Source organism: Erythrobacter sp. S259, assembly GCF_057364965.1.
The window spans coordinates 1,313,444-1,329,793 of sequence record NZ_CP200286.1 but is presented as its reverse complement, the minus strand read 5'-3'; the positions used below and the strand labels follow the sequence as shown (position 1 = coordinate 1,329,793).

Here is a 16,350-nt window from a genome sequence, read left to right as displayed (position 1 = left end):
CATGGAGATCCGGCGCACTGACCTTAGCGAGGCTGAAGTCATCGCGCTGATCGAACTGCATGGGCGCGAGATGGATGCGGGGTCTCCTGCGGGGACGTGTCATTTCCTTGATCTGTCTGGCCTCAGAATGCCCGAGGTAGAGGTCTATGCCGCTTGGGAGGGCGACAGCGTTCGTTCAATCGGCGCGCTTAGGCACCATGACGGTTTTGGCGAGCTTAAATCCATGCGCGCGCACCCCGATGCGAGGGGGAAGGGAGCTGGCAAGGCGATGCTGGTGCATTTGCTTGAGCGGGCTCGGGAGTTAAACTTCACCAGCGTGAAACTCGAAACGGGTTCTGGTGAATTGTTTGAGGCGGCTGTTGGTCTCTACAAGAGCTTCGGGTTCAAACCTTGCGCCGCGTTTGGCGGATATGAACCGGGCGATTTCAACAAGCTCTATTCTCTCGAATTGGTATGAGCGCAGCCAAACCGCCGTCCTTCAGGCTATTGCTGAAAGAGCTTCCGTGGCTCCCTGTGATCGCGGCAAGCCGGTTCAGACGCACGAAGGGGAGCGGCCTCAACAGCAAGCCCAAGAGCACTCCGCCGCCCGTCATGGTGATTCCCGGATGATGGTTCGACCAGCCTCCTGCGCCGCACTTTGGAGGCGCGCGGATTTCCCACGTACCCCTCGCGCTTTGGCCTTCTAACAGGCGTTACTCCCGAGCGGCTCGACAAGGGGCGTGTGGGCTTGGTGGAAATGGTTGAACGGCACAACGCGCCCGCCATTATCGTGGGTTGGAGTTTGGGCGGTATCTACGCGCGGGTTCTTGCGCAAAGGCATCCTGACCTCGTAAAAATGGTGGTGACGTTAGGCACGCCGTTTTCGGGCGACAGGCAGGCCAATAACGCTTGGCGGCTCTATAATGCACTGAATGATCATACGGTGACAGAGCCCAAACTGCCCGATGATCCCAGCGTGAAGCCACCGGCTCATACGGTGGCGGTTTGGTCGCACTCAGATGGGATCATTGCCCCCGACTGCGCGCGGGGCACAAAGGCGGAGCGTGATGCAACCTATGAGGTCGACATCCGGCATATGGCGCTTGGTTGCGGACGGCGGGCTGCTGAAGAAGTGACGCAGATTGTAGTGGGCGAGTTGGAAAAACTCGGCGCTTACTAACCGCCAACAAGCGCCGTCAGCACCTGATCGGGCGGTCTATGGCCGTTCACCCAGAATTGAATGTTGGCAATCACCTTTTCGCCTGATGCCTCGCGCCCCTCGACTGTCGCGCTGCCGATGTGGGGGAGGGTCATTACGTTCGGATGGCGGATCAAGCGCGGGTCGACCAGCGGCTCGTCTTGGTACACATCCAATCCAGCACCTGCGAGGTGCCCCGATTGGAGCGCTGCGATAAGCGCCTCTTGGTCGATAATCTCGCCGCGCGCGGTGTTCACGATGCTGGAGCCCGGTTTCATCAATGCAATGCGCCGCGCGTCAATCATACCGCGCGTGGCGTCAGTCAATGGGCAATGCAAGGTGAGGATATCGGCCTCAGCCATTAAGGCATCCACATCCTCTACGAACCGCGCACCCAGCATCGTTTCCATCGCAGCGGGCAGAGGCTTGCGGCCGGTATAGGCAATCTCCATCCCGAATGCCCGGGCCCGGTGCGCCACGGCCTGCCCGATGCGGCCCATTCCGATAATGCCAAGCACCTTGCCGCCGATTTTGCGGCCCAATAAGCCCGTGGGCGCCCACCCGCTCCATTCGCCAGAGCGTACAAGCTCGACGCCTTCACGGATGCGGCGCGGCACACCGATGATCCCCGCCATGGCAAGGTCAGCGGTATCATCGGTGAAAACACCCGGAGTATTTGTGACAATGATCTTGCGCGCAGCAGCCGCAGCCAGATCAATATGCTCGGTGCCTGCGCCGAAATTGGCGATAAGGCGCAAGCTTTTGCCAGCGCCTTCGATCATTTCAGCGTCAATTCGGTCAGTAACCGTTGGCACCAAGACATCGCACGAGGCCATAGCCGCAACCAGCGCTTCGCGCGCCATAGGCGTATCATCGGTGTTGAGGCTGACTTTAAACAATTCACCCAGTCGCTTTTCCACTGCGGGGGCCAAATGGCGGGTCACCACGACCTTGGGTTTGCCAGATGCGAATTGCGGAGGAGAATGGGACTGTGACATTGTGTCTCAGCGCTAGGGCCTTGAACGCAGATGCGTCAAGGCATGGGTTCGCCCCTTTCGCCATTCCCGCTTTGGTACAGGGCTTTACATCGCGGCGGCCATTAGTCTTGAAATTGAACGCTCAGCTTGGTTATCACGCGAGGCATTATGACAGCTTTTCGAACTCTTGCCATTTTGCTGACTGTGCTCACAATCTGGGCTGCCGCCCCGCAAAATGCTCTTCAAGCGCAAAACCGTGAGGCGCCATATTGGGCAACGCTTCGCTTTGATCAGGTGAATATGCGAAAAGGGCCGAGCGAGAACTTTCCGATTGACTGGGTCTACAAACGCAAAGGCCTGCCCGTGCAAGTCGTGCGGCTCCGCGAAAGTTGGCGTTTGGTGCGCGATCCCGAGGGGACACAAGGGTGGATTGCCTCTAGCCAGCTGAGCCCAAAACTGGGCGCTCTGATTGTGGGTAAGGGTAATGCTGAGCTTCGCGCACAGCCGAGCACCACAGCGCAATTGCTCTGGCAGGCGCAGCCAGGGGTGGTAGGTGAACTGCTGCGATGCCGTGATAGCTTTTGTGAAATTGACATCGGCGGCAAGAGCGGTTGGGTGCTTGCGGAACGCATCTGGGGCTCAGGCGAGATGTAAAGCGTCAGACCCGCCGCTGTTTCGCGGCGAGCCCAACCCCGTTCAGACCAATTCAACCGCCACCGCTGTTGCTTCGCCGCCGCCAATGCACAGGCTTGCAACACCGCGTTTTTTGCCTTGCGATTTGAGCGCATTGATTAGCGTTACCACGATACGTGTGCCCGATGCCCCAATAGGGTGACCCAAAGCCGTCGCGCCGCCGTTTACGTTGATCTTTGCATGTTCAATCCCGATGTCGCGCATGGCGAACATGGCAACACAAGCGAAAGCCTCGTTGACTTCCCATAGGTCCACATCGTCGATGGACCAACCCGCGCTTGCGAGCACCTTTTCAATGGCTCCCACAGGCGCAACTGTGAAGTCCTTCGGCTCGCGCGCATGGGCAGCCATCGCGGTGATCTTGGCGATTGGTTCTTGGCCGTTTTCCTTCGCCACGCTTTCGCGGGTCAGGACCACAGCCGCCGCGCCGTCCGAGATCGAGCTTGAGGTGGCCGCTGTAATGGTGCCGTCTTTAGCGAAGGCTGCGCGAAGGGCCGGGATCTTGTCCGGGCGTCCCTTTCCTGGCTGCTCGTCTGTATCGACAGTGACCTCGCCCTTGCGGGTTTTGAACGTCACCGGGACCACTTCATCTGCAAACGCCCCGTTTTCAATTGCAGCGTTGGCGCGGGCAAGCGATTCAATCGAATAGGCGTCCTGCTCTTCGCGGGTCAGTTGGTATTCGTTCGCCGTATCTTGCGCAAAGGTGCCCATCGCGCGGCCTTCTTCATAAGCATCCTCAAGCCCATCGAGGAACATATGGTCATAGGCCGTATCATGCCCGATCCGCGCGCCTGAACGGTGCTTCTTTAGGAGGTAGGGCGCATTGGTCATGCTCTCCATCCCGCCTGCAATGGCATAGTCGATGGTGCCGCTAGCAAGCGCCTCTGCGCCCATGATGACCGTCTGCATGCCCGATCCGCAAACTTTGTTGACGGTGGTGGCTTGAACGGATTTTGGAAGGCCCGCCTTCAGGGCAGCTTGCCGGGCAGGGGCCTGGCCAAGACCCGCTGGCAGAACGCAGCCCATATAAGCCCGGTCGAATTTGTCTCCCGCAACGCCTGAGCGCTCTACCGCGGCCTTCACAGCGGTCGCCCCAAGTTCGGTTGCTGACACGTCAGACAAAGCGCCTTGCATGCCGCCCATCGGGGTGCGGGCATAGGAAAGGATAACAACGGGATCAGAGGCGGCGAACTGGCTCATAGTTTTTGTCCTTTTAGGGGGAGGGGGTGTTTGCTTCATTCTCAATTAAGGTCCGCTTTCCCGAAACGCAACGCGCTTTGGGAATGTGAAGGCGCAATAACCTTGCGCAAGGGGCTGAGTTCGATCAAGATGCGTCTCAAATTAAAACTAAGCTATATGGGAGAGGGTCGCACATGGCCGATGATCGCCGCGAGGAACAAGAAGCACTGCTGAAACTGCAACGCGGTGCATTCATTGCATCAAGGCCAGAGGCGATGTCCTTGCGCAAGGACCGGATCAAGCGAACCATGGCGCTGCTCAAAGATCACGGAGAGAACCTGTGCAAGGCTATGGCAGCAGATTTCGGCAGCCGCTCGATTGATCAGTCGATGATTACGGATATCGCAACGACGGTTGGCGCAGGCAAACATGCGCTCAAGAACATGGACAAATGGGCCAAAACCGAAAAGCGCAGTCCCCAATTTCCGCTGAACCTTCTGGGCGGGAAGGGTGAACTTCGCTACGAACCTAAGGGCGTGATTGGCATCCTTTCGCCGTGGAATTTCCCGGTTCAGCTCGCCTTTGGTCCGTTGATGCAGATTTTTGCAGCCGGCAACCGCGCGATGATCAAGCCAAGCGAATTTACTGAGCGCACCAGCATGCTGATGGCTGAGCTTGTCGATGAGTATTTCACTAAGGACGAGCTTGTGGTTGTAACTGGAGGGCCCGAGGTGGCAGCCGCTTTCTCATCACTGCCGTTTGATCACCTCGTCTTCACCGGCTCTACCGCCACCGGACGCCGGGTGATGGAAGCAGCCTCGGCGAACCTAGTGCCGGTGACATTAGAGCTGGGCGGGAAGTCGCCTGTGATCATGGGCAAGAGCGCTGATTTTGCGAAGGCGGGTGAGCGTATCGCCCTGGGCAAGATGATGAACGCTGGGCAAATCTGTTTGGCTCCTGATTACATGTATGTGCCTCAGGGCAGCGAGGATGAGGCGGTTGAGGGCGTGGTGCAAGGCGCGACCAGCATGTATCCGACCGTGCTTCACAATGACGATTATGCCTCAATCGTGTCCGACCGGCACTTCGAACGGCTGCAAAGCATGGTCGAAGATGCGCGCGGCAAGGGTGCTGAGGTGATTGAGGTCAACCCTGCGGGCGAAGACTTCGGCAATGCCAACCAGCGCAAGATGCCTTTGACCATCCTTAAAAACGTCAATGATGAGATGCAGGCGATGCAAGAGGAGATCTTTGGTCCAGTGCTCCCAGTCAAAACTTACCGCGCGGTCGACGAAGCCGTTGACTACGTGAACGAAAATGACCGTCCGCTTGGCCTCTATTACTTTGGCGAAGACAAGGCCGAGCAAGAACGTGTCCTTACCCGCACAATCTCAGGCGGGGTCACTACGAATGACGTGATCTTCCATATTTCGAACGAGAACCTGCCTTTTGGCGGTGTGGGACCATCGGGCATGGGCAGCTATCATGCGATTGAAGGCTTTAAAGAATTTAGCCACGCGCGCGCCGTCTATCATCAACCCAAGCTCGATATTGCAAAACTGGGCGGGTTCAAACCGCCTTACGGTAAGGCCACGAAAAAGGCGATTGCAGGCTTGATGAAGTAGCCTCTGGAGCAGCCCAATCGCGCGGTATTGGATGATGATTGCGCGGTATTGGACCGGGTCTTTGGGGCTTGGCCTTTTTATAGGAGGGCTCTCGCGTGGCCCCCGATTGCCAAAGGTACCTTCAAAGCCTTCGGTTTTATGCACGGGAAATGCTGCGTTTTGCGTCTTACTTTCGCTTGCACGAGAGCGAGGGCAGGCGTAGGGGGCTGGCCATTGGGATTAAAAATACATGGACAGCGGGATGCTCGACCAATCTGTCGACCTTAGCCAGTATCTGCCGATACTGCTCTTCATCGGAATAGCTCTTGGCCTTTCGGTCCTTTTTGTGTTTCTGCCGATGGGCGTCTCGCGCCTGACTGGCACGCACAATCCGGACGCCGAAAAGCTGTCCGAATATGAATGCGGCTTTCCCGCTTTTGAGGATCTCGCGCAGCCAGTTTGACGTACAGTTTTATCTTGTCGCAATCAGCTTTATCATCTTCGATCTCGAAGCAGCTTTTCTATTTCCTTGGGCGGTTAGCCTGGGCGAGACCGGCTGGACCGGCTGGATCGGAATGATGACCTTCCTCACCATTCTGGCCATCGGTTTGGCGTATGAGTGGAAGAAGGGCGCCCTTGATTGGCAATAGGCCGCTGGCCCTTAGGGATTAGCTATGAATACGATTACTCCCCCTGCAAATCTTTCTGACGTAAGCGCTTTGGAAACCGCCAAGGGCGGCGAAGTGCGTGCGCCGGATCAAGATTATTTCCGGGCGCTTCAATCCGAGGTGAACGACAAAGGCTTCCTTGTCACTTCAACCGAAGACCTGTTTCAATGGGCGCGGACTGGCTCGCTGTGGTGGATGACCTTTGGTCTTGCCTGCTGCGCGGTGGAGATGATCCACGTGAACATGCCGCGCTATGATATGGAGCGGTTCGGTGCAGCCCCGCGCGCCTCCCCGCGCCAATCGGACGTGATGATTGTGGCTGGCACTCTGTGCAACAAGATGGCCCCTGCGCTCCGCAAGGTTTACGACCAGATGTCTGATCCCAAATATGTGATCAGCATGGGGTCGTGCGCCAATGGCGGGGGCTATTACCACTATTCTTATTCCGTTGTGCGCGGATGCGACCGGATCGTGCCGGTGGACATCTATGTACCAGGTTGCCCTCCGACCGCAGAAGCGCTGCTTTATGGCGTGATGCAATTGCAGCGCAAAATTCGGCGTGTCGGGACGATTGAACGGTGATCAATATCCGTCATTCGCTCTTTCTTGCTGCGCTTTCGCTAATTTGCGCGCCAAGTCTTGGTCTGGCCCAAGAGGGCGGCGACGCGGCAGCTGAATGGCACCGTGTTGATGTCCGGCAGGGTCTTTTCTCTGTGAAGACGCCTTGCGCCCCCGACAATATCAAACATGTTGACCGGCGCGATCTCGCCCGGAGTGCAATGCCGTGTGGGTGACAATGGCTCTGGTTTTGGAGCACTGGTGACGCGCAATGGTCTGACGCCGGATGAAGGCGACGACACTTTTGACGGGATTCACGCCGCGCTCACCGAAACCAATCGTTATGGCCAGATAGAGGTTTTCGAAGTTAGCGGTAAGCGGGCATTTCGCGCGGTCAATCCCTACAGCCCCTCCATGATTGTTCAAGTGGTCGAGCTTGCCGAAGCCGAACTGGCGGTGCTGATCCATGTGGGGGGAGCGCTTGATAACGAGGCTGATGCCGACGACCCGCAGCGGCAGCAAAAGGCCGCTGAGTTCTTTGACACGCTGGAGTTTTTTGACTGATGGCAGTTCTCCACTCCGCCCCCAAATGCGCCTCCAACGAAGGCGTAGTTGACGCGCTTGGCAAGTCGTTGAGCGTTTGGCTCGATGGAACCAGCGAAGAGCATGGCGAAATCATTCTCACCGCGAAACGCGAAGAAATCGCGACGGTGCTCCAATCCTTGAAAGAGGATCATGAGTATCAGCAGCTGATGGAGATCGCTGGCGCTGACTATCCTGACCGTGCTGAGCGGTTTGAAGTCGTTTATATGCTCCTCTCGCTGACCAAGAACCACCGTGTGATGGTCAAGTGCTCAACCGATGCGAACACGCCAGTGTCCACCGTCACGACGCTGTGGCCCAATGCGGGTTGGCTCGAGCGTGAGGTGTTCGACATGTACGGTGTTGTGTTCGAAGGAAACCAGGACCTTCGCCGCATCCTCACCGATTACGGTTTTGAAGGGCACCCATTCCGCAAAGACTTCCCGATGACCGGCTACACCGAACTGCGTTATTCCGAAGAGGAAAAGCGTGTTGTGTCCGAGCCGGTTGAGCTGCCGCAGGATATGCGCACATTCGACTTTCTTTCGCCATGGGAGGGTTCGGACTACGTGCTACCCGGTGATGAGAAAGCGGACGGCCCGCCGCAGGTGGACAAGCCCAAAGTGACCGAGAAACCGGCTGACACTGGTGCTGGGGCGAAGGCGGATGAGAAAGCGGCGGAAGGCACGGATGCTGTTCCGCCCAATATGATCGAGATCGAAATTGAAGAGGAGGACGAGAAATGAGCGTCCAAATCGAAGAATCGCCCACCAATGACGGCGAGGTCATTCAGAATTACACGCTCAACTTCGGGCCTCAGCACCCGGCGGCGCACGGCGTGCTGCGCATGGTGATGGAGCTTGACGGCGAAGTAGTTGAGCGGGTTGATCCGCATGTGGGGCTCCTCCACCGCGGCACTGAAAAGCTGATCGAGCAGAAGACCTACCTTCAGGCGCTGCCATATTTTGACCGCCTCGATTACTGTTCGCCGCTGTGTCAGGAGCACTCTTATGTGCTCGCGATTGAGAAGCTGCTGAACATCGAAGTTCCTGAGCGGGCGCAGTATCTGCGTGTGCTGTTTGCTGAGCTTACCCGCATCTGCAACCACATGCTCAACATCGGCGCGCACGTTATGGACGTGGGTGCGATGACGCCTAACCTTTGGGTGTTTGAGCTGCGCGAAGATTGCCTCAACTTCTTTGAACGAGCTTCTGGCGCGCGCATGCACTCGGCTTGGTTCCGTGCCGGCGGCGTGCATCAGGATGTGCCCGAGAAGCTGCTGGTTGATATTGGCGACTGGCTCGACAACCGGTTCTTCCAATTGTTCGACGACGCGATGAGCCTCGTGATGGACAACCGCATCTTTAAACAGCGCAATGTCGATATCGCCATCGTTGGGCGCGATGATGCGATTGCCTGGGGCTTCTCTGGCCCAATGATCCGAGCAGCTGGTATTCCATGGGATCTGCGCAAGTCGCAGCCTTACGATGTTTACGACCGGATGGAATTCGACATTCCTGTCGGCACCAATTCGGATTGCTATGACCGCTTTATGGTGCGGGTCAAAGAGGTTCGCGAGAGCGCCAAAATCATCAAGCAATGCATCCGCGATATGCCGCAGGGGCCCATTGCGAGCGAAGATGGCAAAGTCTCCCCGCCCAAGCGCGGCGAGATGAAGCAATCGATGGAAAGCTTGATCCACCACTTCAAGCTCTACACCGAAGGCTTCCACGTGCCAGCGGGCGAAGTTTACGTCGCAACTGAGAGCCCTAAGGGCGAGTTTGGAGTCTACCTCGTCAGCGATGGGACGAATAAACCCTACCGCTGCAAAATCCGCCCGACGGCATTTAGTCACCTCCAAGCGATGGAAATGATGACCAAAGGCCACATGCTGGCCGATGCGACGGCAATCCTTGGCGCGATTGATGTTGTATTTGGGGAGTGTGATCGGTGAGTCTGTTTCTCGGCACTGTTGGGATGCTTACTGGCTGCGTCCCTCCGACTGATGCTCAGGATGCCCGCGCGCAATACGAGGCTTATGTCGCGCGTAGCTTAAAGATTGTTACCGCCGGTGCTGCCGGTGAGGTTGGCGATGTCGAAAATATCGTTGATGAAGATGCGGAATTTCGCCTTGGCACAGGTGACGTTGGCTTGCCTTTTGAAAATGGGCTCGTTGGAGTTGTAGGCCTCGCAAGGCGGTTGAATGCGGTTGAGTACTCCTATCCCGGATGGGACTTTATGAATTTCGCTCAAGACGTTTGTGAGCCTACTAAGGTTGAAATCCGCTTTATCGAGGCAACCGGTAAGACTTTTTCGAATGTGACTTTCTCCTATGCAGGTGGCGTATTGGTCTCTGCTTTGGGTTGGACATACAGTTTGAACACCGGAAACTTGAACGAGAATGCCAATGGCTGACCGTACACCCGCACCCGATACTCCTGAACTGCGCGCGCGTTGGGGCTCTTTTGAGTGGTCGAAAGAGAATAAGAAGAAGGCCGATTACCACATCGCCAAATACCCCGAAGGCCGGGCGAAGTCGGCGACGATGCCGCTGCTTGATCTGGCTCAGCGTCAGGTGGGCGAAGAGACCGATACGCAAGGTTGGCTCCCGCTGCCTGTCATCGAATATGTCGCCAAATATTTGGGCGTACCGGTGATCCGCGTGCTCGAAGTCGCGACCTTCTACTTCATGTACAATATGAAGCCGGTCGGAAAATATCACGTCCAGGTTTGCTGCACGACGCCGTGTATGCTGCGCGGGTCGGACGACATTATCAGCGCGTGCAAAAAGCGCGGCATGGCGTTTGGCAAGGTCTCCGACGACGGCCTTTGGACGCTGACCGAGGTTGAGTGCATGGGCAATTGCGCCACCGCTCCCATGGTTCAGATCAACGATGACAATTACGAAGATTTGACGCCAGAACGCCTCGATGCGGTGCTTGACGCGTTGGCTGCGGGCGAAACGCCAAAAGCTGGCACACAGGAGCCCGGGCGCCATACGTCTGAACCTGCGGGCGGCCCGACCTCGCTCAAAGAAATGGTGACATCCAATCACGATTACCGGGAGGACTGGTAATCCTCGATGGATATTCTCTCGATCCTGCTCACGCTTGGCCTCGCCTTCATCGCCTACAAGGTGTTGATGGGCCTCATTCGCGTGGCTGTGATCGTTTTGATCTTCGGCATTATGGCCGGGCTTTGGAAGTCAGGTTTCTTTGGGCAGGGAGTGATCGGATGAGCGCGGTTTGGATCGCTCTTGGTTCGGTTATTCTGGCGCTGACTGTGGTGCTGTTTGTCGTTAATGCCAAGATTGGCGGTGACGAATGAACGGCGGCGTTCTTGCTCTGATGATTGCGGGCCTCGCCTGCTTTGGATTTGGCGCTTACCTGTCTGCAACCGGTCAGAAGACGGCCGGTATCGTATTGATGGGTATGGGATTGATATTTCAGGTTTTGACTTTGCGGCAGCTTCGAATGGCGCGCAAAGCACGGGAAATGCAGAAGGGATCAGACGATGCTGGCCGATAAGGATCGCATCTTCACCAATGTCTATGGCTTCCAGGATTGGAGCCTTAAGGCTGCGCAAAAACGCGGCGATTGGGACGGCACCAAGGCTTTGATCGAGCGTGGGCAAGACGCGATCATTGAAGAGATTAAGGCCTCGGGTTTGCGCGGCCGGGGCGGGGCGGGCTTCCCCACCGGTCTCAAATGGTCTTTTATGCCGAAGCAGAGCGCGGATGGTCGTCCAAGCTTCCTCGTCATCAATGCTGACGAATCTGAGCCTGGTTCATGCAAAGACCGCGAGATTATCCGCCACGATCCGCATAAGCTTGTCGAAGGCGCTCTGATCGCCGGTTTCGCTATGCGCGCGCGCGCGGCCTATATCTATATTCGCGGGGAGTACATCCGAGAGGCTGAGACGCTTCAGGCCGCGATTGATGAGGCCTATGACGCAGGGCTGATCGGCAAGAACGCCAGCGGTTCGGGCTACGACTTCGACGTTTTTATGCACCGGGGCGCGGGCGCGTATATTTGCGGTGAAGAGACCGCGATGATCGAGAGCCTCGAAGGCAAAAAGGGTCAACCGCGATTGAAGCCGCCTTTCCCGGCGGGCGCGGGTCTTTATGGCTGTCCGACTACGGTAAACAATGTTGAGAGCATTGCGGTTGTGCCCACGATCCTTCGCCGTGGTGCGGAGTGGTTCAGCTCTTTCGGACGCGAGAACAACAAGGGCACCAAACTCTTCCAGATTAGCGGCCATGTGAACAAGCCCTGCGTGGTCGAGGAGGCGCTGAGCATTCCATTCAGCGAGCTGATTGAGAAGCACTGCGGCGGCATTCGCGGTGGTAAGGACAATCTCCTCGCGGTCATCCCCGGTGGCTCATCGGTTCCGCTCGTGCCCGCTGAGCAGATTTGGGACGCGCCGATGGATTTCGACGGTCTTAAAGACCTCGGCTCTGGGCTGGGCACCGCTGGCGTTATCGTGATGGACAAATCTACCGATATTGTGCGCGCGATTTCTCGTCTCAGCTACTTCTACAAGCACGAAAGCTGCGGCCAGTGCACGCCGTGCCGCGAAGGCACCGGTTGGATGTGGCGCATGATGGAGCGGCTTCGCACAGGCGACGCTGAGATCGAAGAGATCGACATGCTGCACGAAGTCACCAAGCAGGTCGAAGGCCACACAATTTGCGCGCTTGGCGATGCTGCGGCATGGCCAATCCAAGGCCTCATCCGCCACTTCCGCCCCGAGCTCGAGCGCCGGATCGAAGAGCACAATGCACAGTTCCGGGAGGCGGCGGAATGAGCGTTGGTTTCAAAAAAGTGTTGAGTGCTATGTGTGCTTTTGCCGCGATTTTCTTCGTCATTCCCGATGAGTCACGTGCCAATCCGAGCGAGCTCCTTGCCGAATGCACTGAGTCAAAAACATTGGTCGATCGCACTTGGATATTTCTTGTTTGGGATGCAAATCTTACTTCCAGTCGATCTCGCGCTGCAGGCATGAGACTGAATGCGATTAATCTCGTTAATCAGATTTGTTTGGCTGCCAGACCATCAGCGGTTGAGAAACGTGAAGTTCCGCCTCTTTCCGAGGCCGAGATTGAGACAATTAGGCAGTATGAACCTTCTGGGAAAAATTCCGCTTTTTCGAAATGCGTAGCGACAAATTATACCAGCCAAGGGGCAAATTTCCTTAAATCAGCAGACCTTCTAGCTGCCGCACAGTCGCTTGAACGGAAGACTGGACCGATTTCACTGCATGATACATTGATACTGATGTTAGAGGAAACACCGGATTGCTACGAGCATCTCCCGCTTAAAGATGGTGCGCCAACGGCAAATGCTAACGCAATTTATGCCGATCTATCGTGGCTTCTTCTGATGAAGCCCAATCTGCCGGTCATTGTTCAGTGGAATGAAGGACTTTCGGACTAATGCCTAAGGTAACCGTAGACGGCGAAGAGATCGAAGTCCCAGCAGGGGCGACAGTGCTTCAGGCGTGTGAGGAAGCGGGGAAGGAAATCCCGCGTTTCTGCTATCACGAGCGCCTCAGCATCGCTGGCAATTGCCGCATGTGTCTGGTCGAGGTGAAGCCGGGGCCGCCAAAGCCTCAGGCGTCTTGCGCGCTTCCGGCGACCGAGGGTCAAGAAATTCGCACCGATACGCCGATGGTCAAAAAGGCGCGCGAAGGGGTGATGGAGTTTCTCCTTATCAACCACCCGCTCGATTGCCCGATTTGCGACCAGGGCGGTGAGTGCGATTTGCAAGACCAGTCCATGACCTATGGCAAGGGCACAAGCCGCACGCAGGAAATGCGCCGCGCTGTGACCGAGAAATACATGGGTCCGCTGATCAAGACGGTGATGACCCGCTGCATTCACTGCACGCGCTGTGTGCGTTTCTCTGAAGAGATCGCGGGCGTGGACGAAATCGGAGCGCTGTATCGCGGCGAAGATATGCAGATCACGACCTATTTGGAAAAGGCGGCGGCGCATGAATTGTCCGCCAATGTGATCGATCTGTGTCCAGTGGGAGCGCTAACTTCGCGTCCTTACGCGTTTGAGGCTCGCCCTTGGGAATTGAAGCGGACACTCAGCATCGACGTGTCGGACGCGGTGGGCGCGAATATTTCGCTGCATTCAAAGGGCCGCGAAGTTATGCGTGCGCTTCCTCGCATCAATGATGATGTGAACGAGGAATGGCTTTCGGATAAGGCGCGTTATCAGGTTGATGGTCTGACCAAGCGGCGTTTGGACCGCGTGTTTGTTCGTAAGGATGGCAAGCTTGCTGCGTCCGATTGGTCAGAGGCGTTTGGGGCGATTTCTGGCGCGCTTGAGGCTGACAAGTCCTCTGTCGCAGCGGTCGCTGGCGACATGGTGGATTGTGAGACCATGTTTGCGGCCAAGACCCTGCTCAAGGCTTGCGGCTCGGCCCTGCTTGAAGGTCGCCAGACGGGTATGACTTATGACGTGTCGAACCTTACGGCTGTGAATTTCAATTCGACGCTGGCAGGGATTGAGAGAGCTGACTGCATCCTGATTGTTGGTTCGCACATCCGCTGGGAGGCGGCGCTTGTGAACGCTCGTATTCGCAAGGCCGTGAAGGCTGGTGCGAAGGTCTTTGTGGTCGGCCCTGAGTGGGAGACCACTTATCCGGCAGAATTCCTTGGTGAAGACCTCAAGGCTCTGAACCGGGTGCCTAAAGCGCTCGGCGATGCCATGAAGGCAGCAGAGCGGCCTGCGGTGATCCTTGGCGGCGCGGCGTTGGCTCAAGGCGCGCTTGGCGCTGGCCTCAAGCTCGTCGACAAATTTGGCCTCGTCAAAGACAATTGGAACGGCTTTAACGTCTTGCACTTTAGCGCAGCGCGCATGGGCGGGTTGATGCTCGGATACGCGCAAGAGGGCGGCATGGCGGATATCGTGGCTGCGAAACCCAAAGTGCTCTTCAGCCTTGGTGCGGACGAGATGGATTATGAGCCGTTTGCGGACAGCCTCAAGGTCTACATCGGCCACCACGGTGACAAGGGCGCGCACAACGCTGACATCATCTTGCCTGCTGCGTCCTACGCCGAGAAAGACGGCACTTACGTCAACACAGAAGGCCGGGTTCAATTCGCTGAAAAAGCCGTGTTTGCTCCTGGTGATGCCCGCGAAGATTGGACGATCCTGCGCGCTCTCGCCGATGCGATTGGTGTGAATGTCGGCTTCGACAGCTTCGCGCAATTGCAAGGCGCGATGATTGCCGAAGTGCCTGCTCTGGGTGAAGAAGCGCTGGCAGATTACGGCGCGCTTCCCAAAGCCGACGGCAAAAGCAAAGCCGAAGGCGTCATCAACGCCTATCCGGTCAAGGATTTCTACCTCACCAACGCAATCGCCCGCGCATCGGCTGTGATGCAGCAATGTTCGGCAGAACTGCTCCACGGCGATGAGATGAAGGAGGCTGCGGAATGAGTGGTCTTTATTTCATTCTGATCATTCTCGGTCTGTTCGCCGCAATTGTGATCATTAGTGTGCTTGCAGGCCGTTCGCACAGAAAGACTAAGGAACAAGCAAGTCTCATGAAGAAGAGCATGGGAATCTACGTAGGGAGCGAGACAGCTTCCGATGCAGGTTATGGCGGAGACTTTGAAGGTGGCGATGGAGGGGGCGATTAATGACCGCGTTCTTTGAAACTCTCGGCCTCCCGTATGAGTGGGCCTGGTTCACCGCCACGATCTCGGGCATTCTCCTCATAGCTCTGCCGGTGATGCTTGCGGTTGCCATGGTGATCTATGTCGACCGCAAGGTGCTGGGCGCGATTATGCTTCGGCGTGGGCCCAATGTGGTGGGACCATTTGGCCTGCTTCAGAGCTTTGCCGACGGGCTTAAGGTGTTCTTGCAAGAGACCATTATCCCAAGCGCGGCCAATAAGGGCATATTCCTTCTCGCGCCAATCATCACCTTTACCGTGGCTCTTGCTGCATGGGCGGTGATCCCGTTTTGGGATGGAGGGGTGCTCGCGGACATCAATGTGGGCCTTCTCTACATCCTCGCAATCAGCTCTTTGGGCGTTTACGGCGTGGTGATGAGCGGGTGGGCATCAAACTCGAAATACCCGTTCTTCTCAGCCATGCGCGCCGCCGCGCAGATGATCTCTTACGAGGTCTCCATCGGATTTATCCTCGTCTGCGTGGTCCTGTGGGCGGGCACGTTCAACCTCTCCGGCATTATCGAAGCGCAGCGTGGGCACGGCCTCGGTATCGTTAACGGGTTCTTCTTTAACCCTCTGCTTTTCCCGATGTTTGTGGTGTTCTTTATCTCGGCTCTGGCTGAGACAGCGCGCGCACCGTTCGACCTGACCGAGGCTGAGTCCGAGCTCGTCGCAGGGTATCAGACCGAATATTCGTCCATGGCGTTCGCGCTGTTCTGGCTGGGTGAGTATGCGAATATCCTGCTGATGTGTTCGCTGTGCACGATCCTGTTTATGGGCGGGTGGCTGCCACCGATTGAGTGGGCGCCGCTGTACTATGTGCCGGGCTTTATCTGGTTCCTGTTGAAGACCTTCTTCTTCTTCCTGCTGTTCAGCTGGATCTGGGCAACCGTACCACGCTATCGCTATGACCAATTGATGCGCCTTGGCTGGAAGGTGTTCCTTCCGATGAGCCTTGGTTTCGTGGCCGTGATCAGCGGCTATCTGATGGCGACGGGGCATTTCACCGGCCCAGCGCCGCTGGTTGAGCCGGCTTCGGTCACTCCATCTGAAATTGTGGAGATTGAAGCCGCTCCCGAGGGTGAGCGCTCATGAAGATTGCATCAGTCATAGCCGCTAGCGCGCTCGTCTTTTCCGGTTCGGTGTCTGCGCAGTCATTTAACTGCACCTTCAGCGAAATCTATGCGCTAAATGAAAGCGAGGGAGGCGTTTCAGCCTCTCCCA

The 16,350-nt window shown here is 56.8% G+C and carries 19 protein-coding genes and 1 pseudogene; 18 read left to right on the top strand and 2 right to left on the bottom strand.

From position 1 onward, the window contains the following. Window position 1 precedes the first annotated feature (1 nt). Both AC0V60_RS06300 and AC0V60_RS06295 read left to right on the top strand, forming a co-directional pair. Window positions 2-457 carry a GNAT family N-acetyltransferase gene (locus AC0V60_RS06300; protein ID WP_486177647.1) on the top strand — a complete coding sequence of 152 codons (456 nt, stop codon included), beginning with the start codon at window positions 2-4 and terminating at the stop codon, window positions 455-457. A gap of 279 nt (window positions 458-736) precedes the next feature. Continuing rightward, complete coding sequence (locus AC0V60_RS06295) at window positions 737-1,159, top strand: alpha/beta fold hydrolase (RefSeq protein ID WP_486177646.1); 423 nt, start codon at window positions 737-739, stop codon at window positions 1,157-1,159. Here AC0V60_RS06295 and AC0V60_RS06290 read toward each other — a convergent pair. Further along, window positions 1,156-2,175: a 2-hydroxyacid dehydrogenase gene (locus AC0V60_RS06290; RefSeq protein ID WP_486177645.1), complete on the bottom strand. Its 1,020-nt coding sequence runs from the start codon at window positions 2,173-2,175 to the stop codon at window positions 1,156-1,158. The two genes, AC0V60_RS06295 and AC0V60_RS06290, sit on opposite strands and share 4 nt — an antisense overlap. Window positions 2,176-2,322: 147 nt before the next feature. On the opposite strand from AC0V60_RS06290, the gene AC0V60_RS06285 reads away from it, so the two are divergent. Further along, a complete protein-coding gene (locus AC0V60_RS06285; RefSeq protein WP_486177644.1) occupies window positions 2,323-2,808 on the top strand; it encodes an SH3 domain-containing protein in 486 nt (161 codons plus the stop codon). A gap of 42 nt (window positions 2,809-2,850) precedes the next feature. Here AC0V60_RS06285 and AC0V60_RS06280 read toward each other — a convergent pair whose 3' ends face one another. After that, a complete protein-coding gene (locus tag AC0V60_RS06280) occupies window positions 2,851-4,047 on the bottom strand; it encodes a thiolase family protein (RefSeq protein WP_486177643.1) in 1,197 nt (398 codons plus the stop codon). Between the two features lie 173 nt (window positions 4,048-4,220). Here AC0V60_RS06280 and AC0V60_RS06275 point away from each other — a divergent pair, with 173 nt between their 5' ends. The 15 genes and pseudogenes from AC0V60_RS06275 (at window position 4,221) to nuoH (ending at window position 16,221) form a co-directional block, all read left to right on the top strand. After that, complete coding sequence (locus AC0V60_RS06275; protein WP_486177642.1) at window positions 4,221-5,651, top strand: coniferyl aldehyde dehydrogenase; 1,431 nt, start codon at window positions 4,221-4,223, stop codon at window positions 5,649-5,651. 241 nt (window positions 5,652-5,892) lie between these two features. Beyond that, a pseudogene (locus tag AC0V60_RS06270) lies at window positions 5,893-6,280 on the top strand (NADH-quinone oxidoreductase subunit A). Between the two features lie 24 nt (window positions 6,281-6,304). Beyond that, the gene (locus AC0V60_RS06265) at window positions 6,305-6,880 is read left to right on the top strand and encodes a NuoB/complex I 20 kDa subunit family protein (RefSeq protein ID WP_348156867.1); all 576 of its coding nucleotides are present in this window, start codon (window positions 6,305-6,307) and stop codon (window positions 6,878-6,880) included. Between the two features lie 165 nt (window positions 6,881-7,045). Beyond that, window positions 7,046-7,420: a hypothetical protein gene (locus AC0V60_RS06260; RefSeq protein ID WP_486177641.1), complete on the top strand. Its 375-nt coding sequence runs from the start codon at window positions 7,046-7,048 to the stop codon at window positions 7,418-7,420. Further along, a complete protein-coding gene (locus AC0V60_RS06255) occupies window positions 7,420-8,184 on the top strand; it encodes an NADH-quinone oxidoreductase subunit C (protein WP_486177640.1) in 765 nt (254 codons plus the stop codon). The genes AC0V60_RS06260 and AC0V60_RS06255 overlap by 1 nt, the downstream gene beginning before the upstream one ends. Continuing rightward, window positions 8,181-9,392, top strand: a complete 1,212-nt coding sequence (locus AC0V60_RS06250; RefSeq protein ID WP_486177639.1) for an NADH-quinone oxidoreductase subunit D — start codon at window positions 8,181-8,183, stop codon at window positions 9,390-9,392. The genes AC0V60_RS06255 and AC0V60_RS06250 overlap by 4 nt, the downstream gene beginning before the upstream one ends. Then, the gene (locus AC0V60_RS06245; protein WP_486177638.1) at window positions 9,389-9,853 is read left to right on the top strand and encodes a hypothetical protein; all 465 of its coding nucleotides are present in this window, start codon (window positions 9,389-9,391) and stop codon (window positions 9,851-9,853) included. Before AC0V60_RS06250 ends, AC0V60_RS06245 begins: the two co-directional genes overlap by 4 nt. Beyond that, entirely contained in the window at window positions 9,846-10,514 is a 669-nt protein-coding gene (locus tag AC0V60_RS06240) for a complex I 24 kDa subunit family protein (protein WP_486177637.1), read from the top strand. Before AC0V60_RS06245 ends, AC0V60_RS06240 begins: the two co-directional genes overlap by 8 nt. 6 nt (window positions 10,515-10,520) lie before the next feature. Then, on the top strand, window positions 10,521-10,676 hold the full coding sequence (locus tag AC0V60_RS06235; protein WP_486177636.1) for a hypothetical protein: 156 nt from the start codon (window positions 10,521-10,523) through the stop codon (window positions 10,674-10,676). An 85-nt stretch (window positions 10,677-10,761) separates the two neighbouring features. Continuing rightward, a complete protein-coding gene (locus AC0V60_RS06230; RefSeq protein ID WP_486177635.1) occupies window positions 10,762-10,965 on the top strand; it encodes a hypothetical protein in 204 nt (67 codons plus the stop codon). Next, window positions 10,952-12,244, top strand: coding sequence for an NADH-quinone oxidoreductase subunit NuoF (gene nuoF / locus AC0V60_RS06225; RefSeq protein ID WP_486177634.1), 1,293 nt, complete (start codon window positions 10,952-10,954; stop codon window positions 12,242-12,244). Before AC0V60_RS06230 ends, nuoF begins: the two co-directional genes overlap by 14 nt. Next, window positions 12,241-12,873: a hypothetical protein gene (locus AC0V60_RS06220; RefSeq protein WP_486177633.1), complete on the top strand. Its 633-nt coding sequence runs from the start codon at window positions 12,241-12,243 to the stop codon at window positions 12,871-12,873. Before nuoF ends, AC0V60_RS06220 begins: the two co-directional genes overlap by 4 nt. Continuing rightward, a complete protein-coding gene (gene nuoG / locus AC0V60_RS06215) occupies window positions 12,873-14,888 on the top strand; it encodes an NADH-quinone oxidoreductase subunit NuoG (RefSeq protein WP_486177632.1) in 2,016 nt (671 codons plus the stop codon). Before AC0V60_RS06220 ends, nuoG begins: the two co-directional genes overlap by 1 nt. Beyond that, window positions 14,885-15,091, top strand: coding sequence for a hypothetical protein (locus AC0V60_RS06210; RefSeq protein ID WP_486177631.1), 207 nt, complete (start codon window positions 14,885-14,887; stop codon window positions 15,089-15,091). The genes nuoG and AC0V60_RS06210 overlap by 4 nt, the downstream gene beginning before the upstream one ends. Beyond that, the gene (gene nuoH, locus AC0V60_RS06205) at window positions 15,091-16,221 is read left to right on the top strand and encodes an NADH-quinone oxidoreductase subunit NuoH (RefSeq protein WP_486177630.1); all 1,131 of its coding nucleotides are present in this window, start codon (window positions 15,091-15,093) and stop codon (window positions 16,219-16,221) included. Before AC0V60_RS06210 ends, nuoH begins: the two co-directional genes overlap by 1 nt. The last annotated feature ends 129 nt before the right edge of the window (window positions 16,222-16,350 follow it).

Excerpts from the sequence above, each read along its gene's own strand:
- AC0V60_RS06255 (WP_486177640.1), top strand. The coding sequence starts at position 7,420 with ATGGCAGTTCTCCACTCCGCCCCCAAATGCGCCTCCAACGAAGGCGTA.
- nuoF (WP_486177634.1), top strand. The coding sequence starts at position 10,952 with ATGCTGGCCGATAAGGATCGCATCTTCACCAATGTCTATGGCTTCCAG.
- AC0V60_RS06280 (WP_486177643.1), bottom strand. The coding sequence starts at position 4,047 with ATGAGCCAGTTCGCCGCCTCTGATCCCGTTGTTATCCTTTCCTATGCC.
- AC0V60_RS06285 (WP_486177644.1), top strand. The coding sequence starts at position 2,323 with ATGACAGCTTTTCGAACTCTTGCCATTTTGCTGACTGTGCTCACAATC.
- AC0V60_RS06260 (WP_486177641.1), top strand. The coding sequence starts at position 7,046 with ATGTTGACCGGCGCGATCTCGCCCGGAGTGCAATGCCGTGTGGGTGAC.
- AC0V60_RS06240 (WP_486177637.1), top strand. The coding sequence starts at position 9,846 with ATGGCTGACCGTACACCCGCACCCGATACTCCTGAACTGCGCGCGCGT.
- AC0V60_RS06300 (WP_486177647.1), top strand. The coding sequence starts at position 2 with ATGGAGATCCGGCGCACTGACCTTAGCGAGGCTGAAGTCATCGCGCTG.
- AC0V60_RS06275 (WP_486177642.1), top strand. The coding sequence starts at position 4,221 with ATGGCCGATGATCGCCGCGAGGAACAAGAAGCACTGCTGAAACTGCAA.
- AC0V60_RS06230 (WP_486177635.1), top strand. The coding sequence starts at position 10,762 with ATGAACGGCGGCGTTCTTGCTCTGATGATTGCGGGCCTCGCCTGCTTT.
- AC0V60_RS06235 (WP_486177636.1), top strand. The coding sequence starts at position 10,521 with ATGGATATTCTCTCGATCCTGCTCACGCTTGGCCTCGCCTTCATCGCC.
- AC0V60_RS06210 (WP_486177631.1), top strand. The coding sequence starts at position 14,885 with ATGAGTGGTCTTTATTTCATTCTGATCATTCTCGGTCTGTTCGCCGCA.
- nuoH (WP_486177630.1), top strand. The coding sequence starts at position 15,091 with ATGACCGCGTTCTTTGAAACTCTCGGCCTCCCGTATGAGTGGGCCTGG.
- AC0V60_RS06265 (WP_348156867.1), top strand. The coding sequence starts at position 6,305 with ATGAATACGATTACTCCCCCTGCAAATCTTTCTGACGTAAGCGCTTTG.
- AC0V60_RS06290 (WP_486177645.1), bottom strand. The coding sequence starts at position 2,175 with ATGTCACAGTCCCATTCTCCTCCGCAATTCGCATCTGGCAAACCCAAG.
- AC0V60_RS06295 (WP_486177646.1), top strand. The coding sequence starts at position 737 with ATGGTTGAACGGCACAACGCGCCCGCCATTATCGTGGGTTGGAGTTTG.
- AC0V60_RS06250 (WP_486177639.1), top strand. The coding sequence starts at position 8,181 with ATGAGCGTCCAAATCGAAGAATCGCCCACCAATGACGGCGAGGTCATT.
- AC0V60_RS06220 (WP_486177633.1), top strand. The coding sequence starts at position 12,241 with ATGAGCGTTGGTTTCAAAAAAGTGTTGAGTGCTATGTGTGCTTTTGCC.
- nuoG (WP_486177632.1), top strand. The coding sequence starts at position 12,873 with ATGCCTAAGGTAACCGTAGACGGCGAAGAGATCGAAGTCCCAGCAGGG.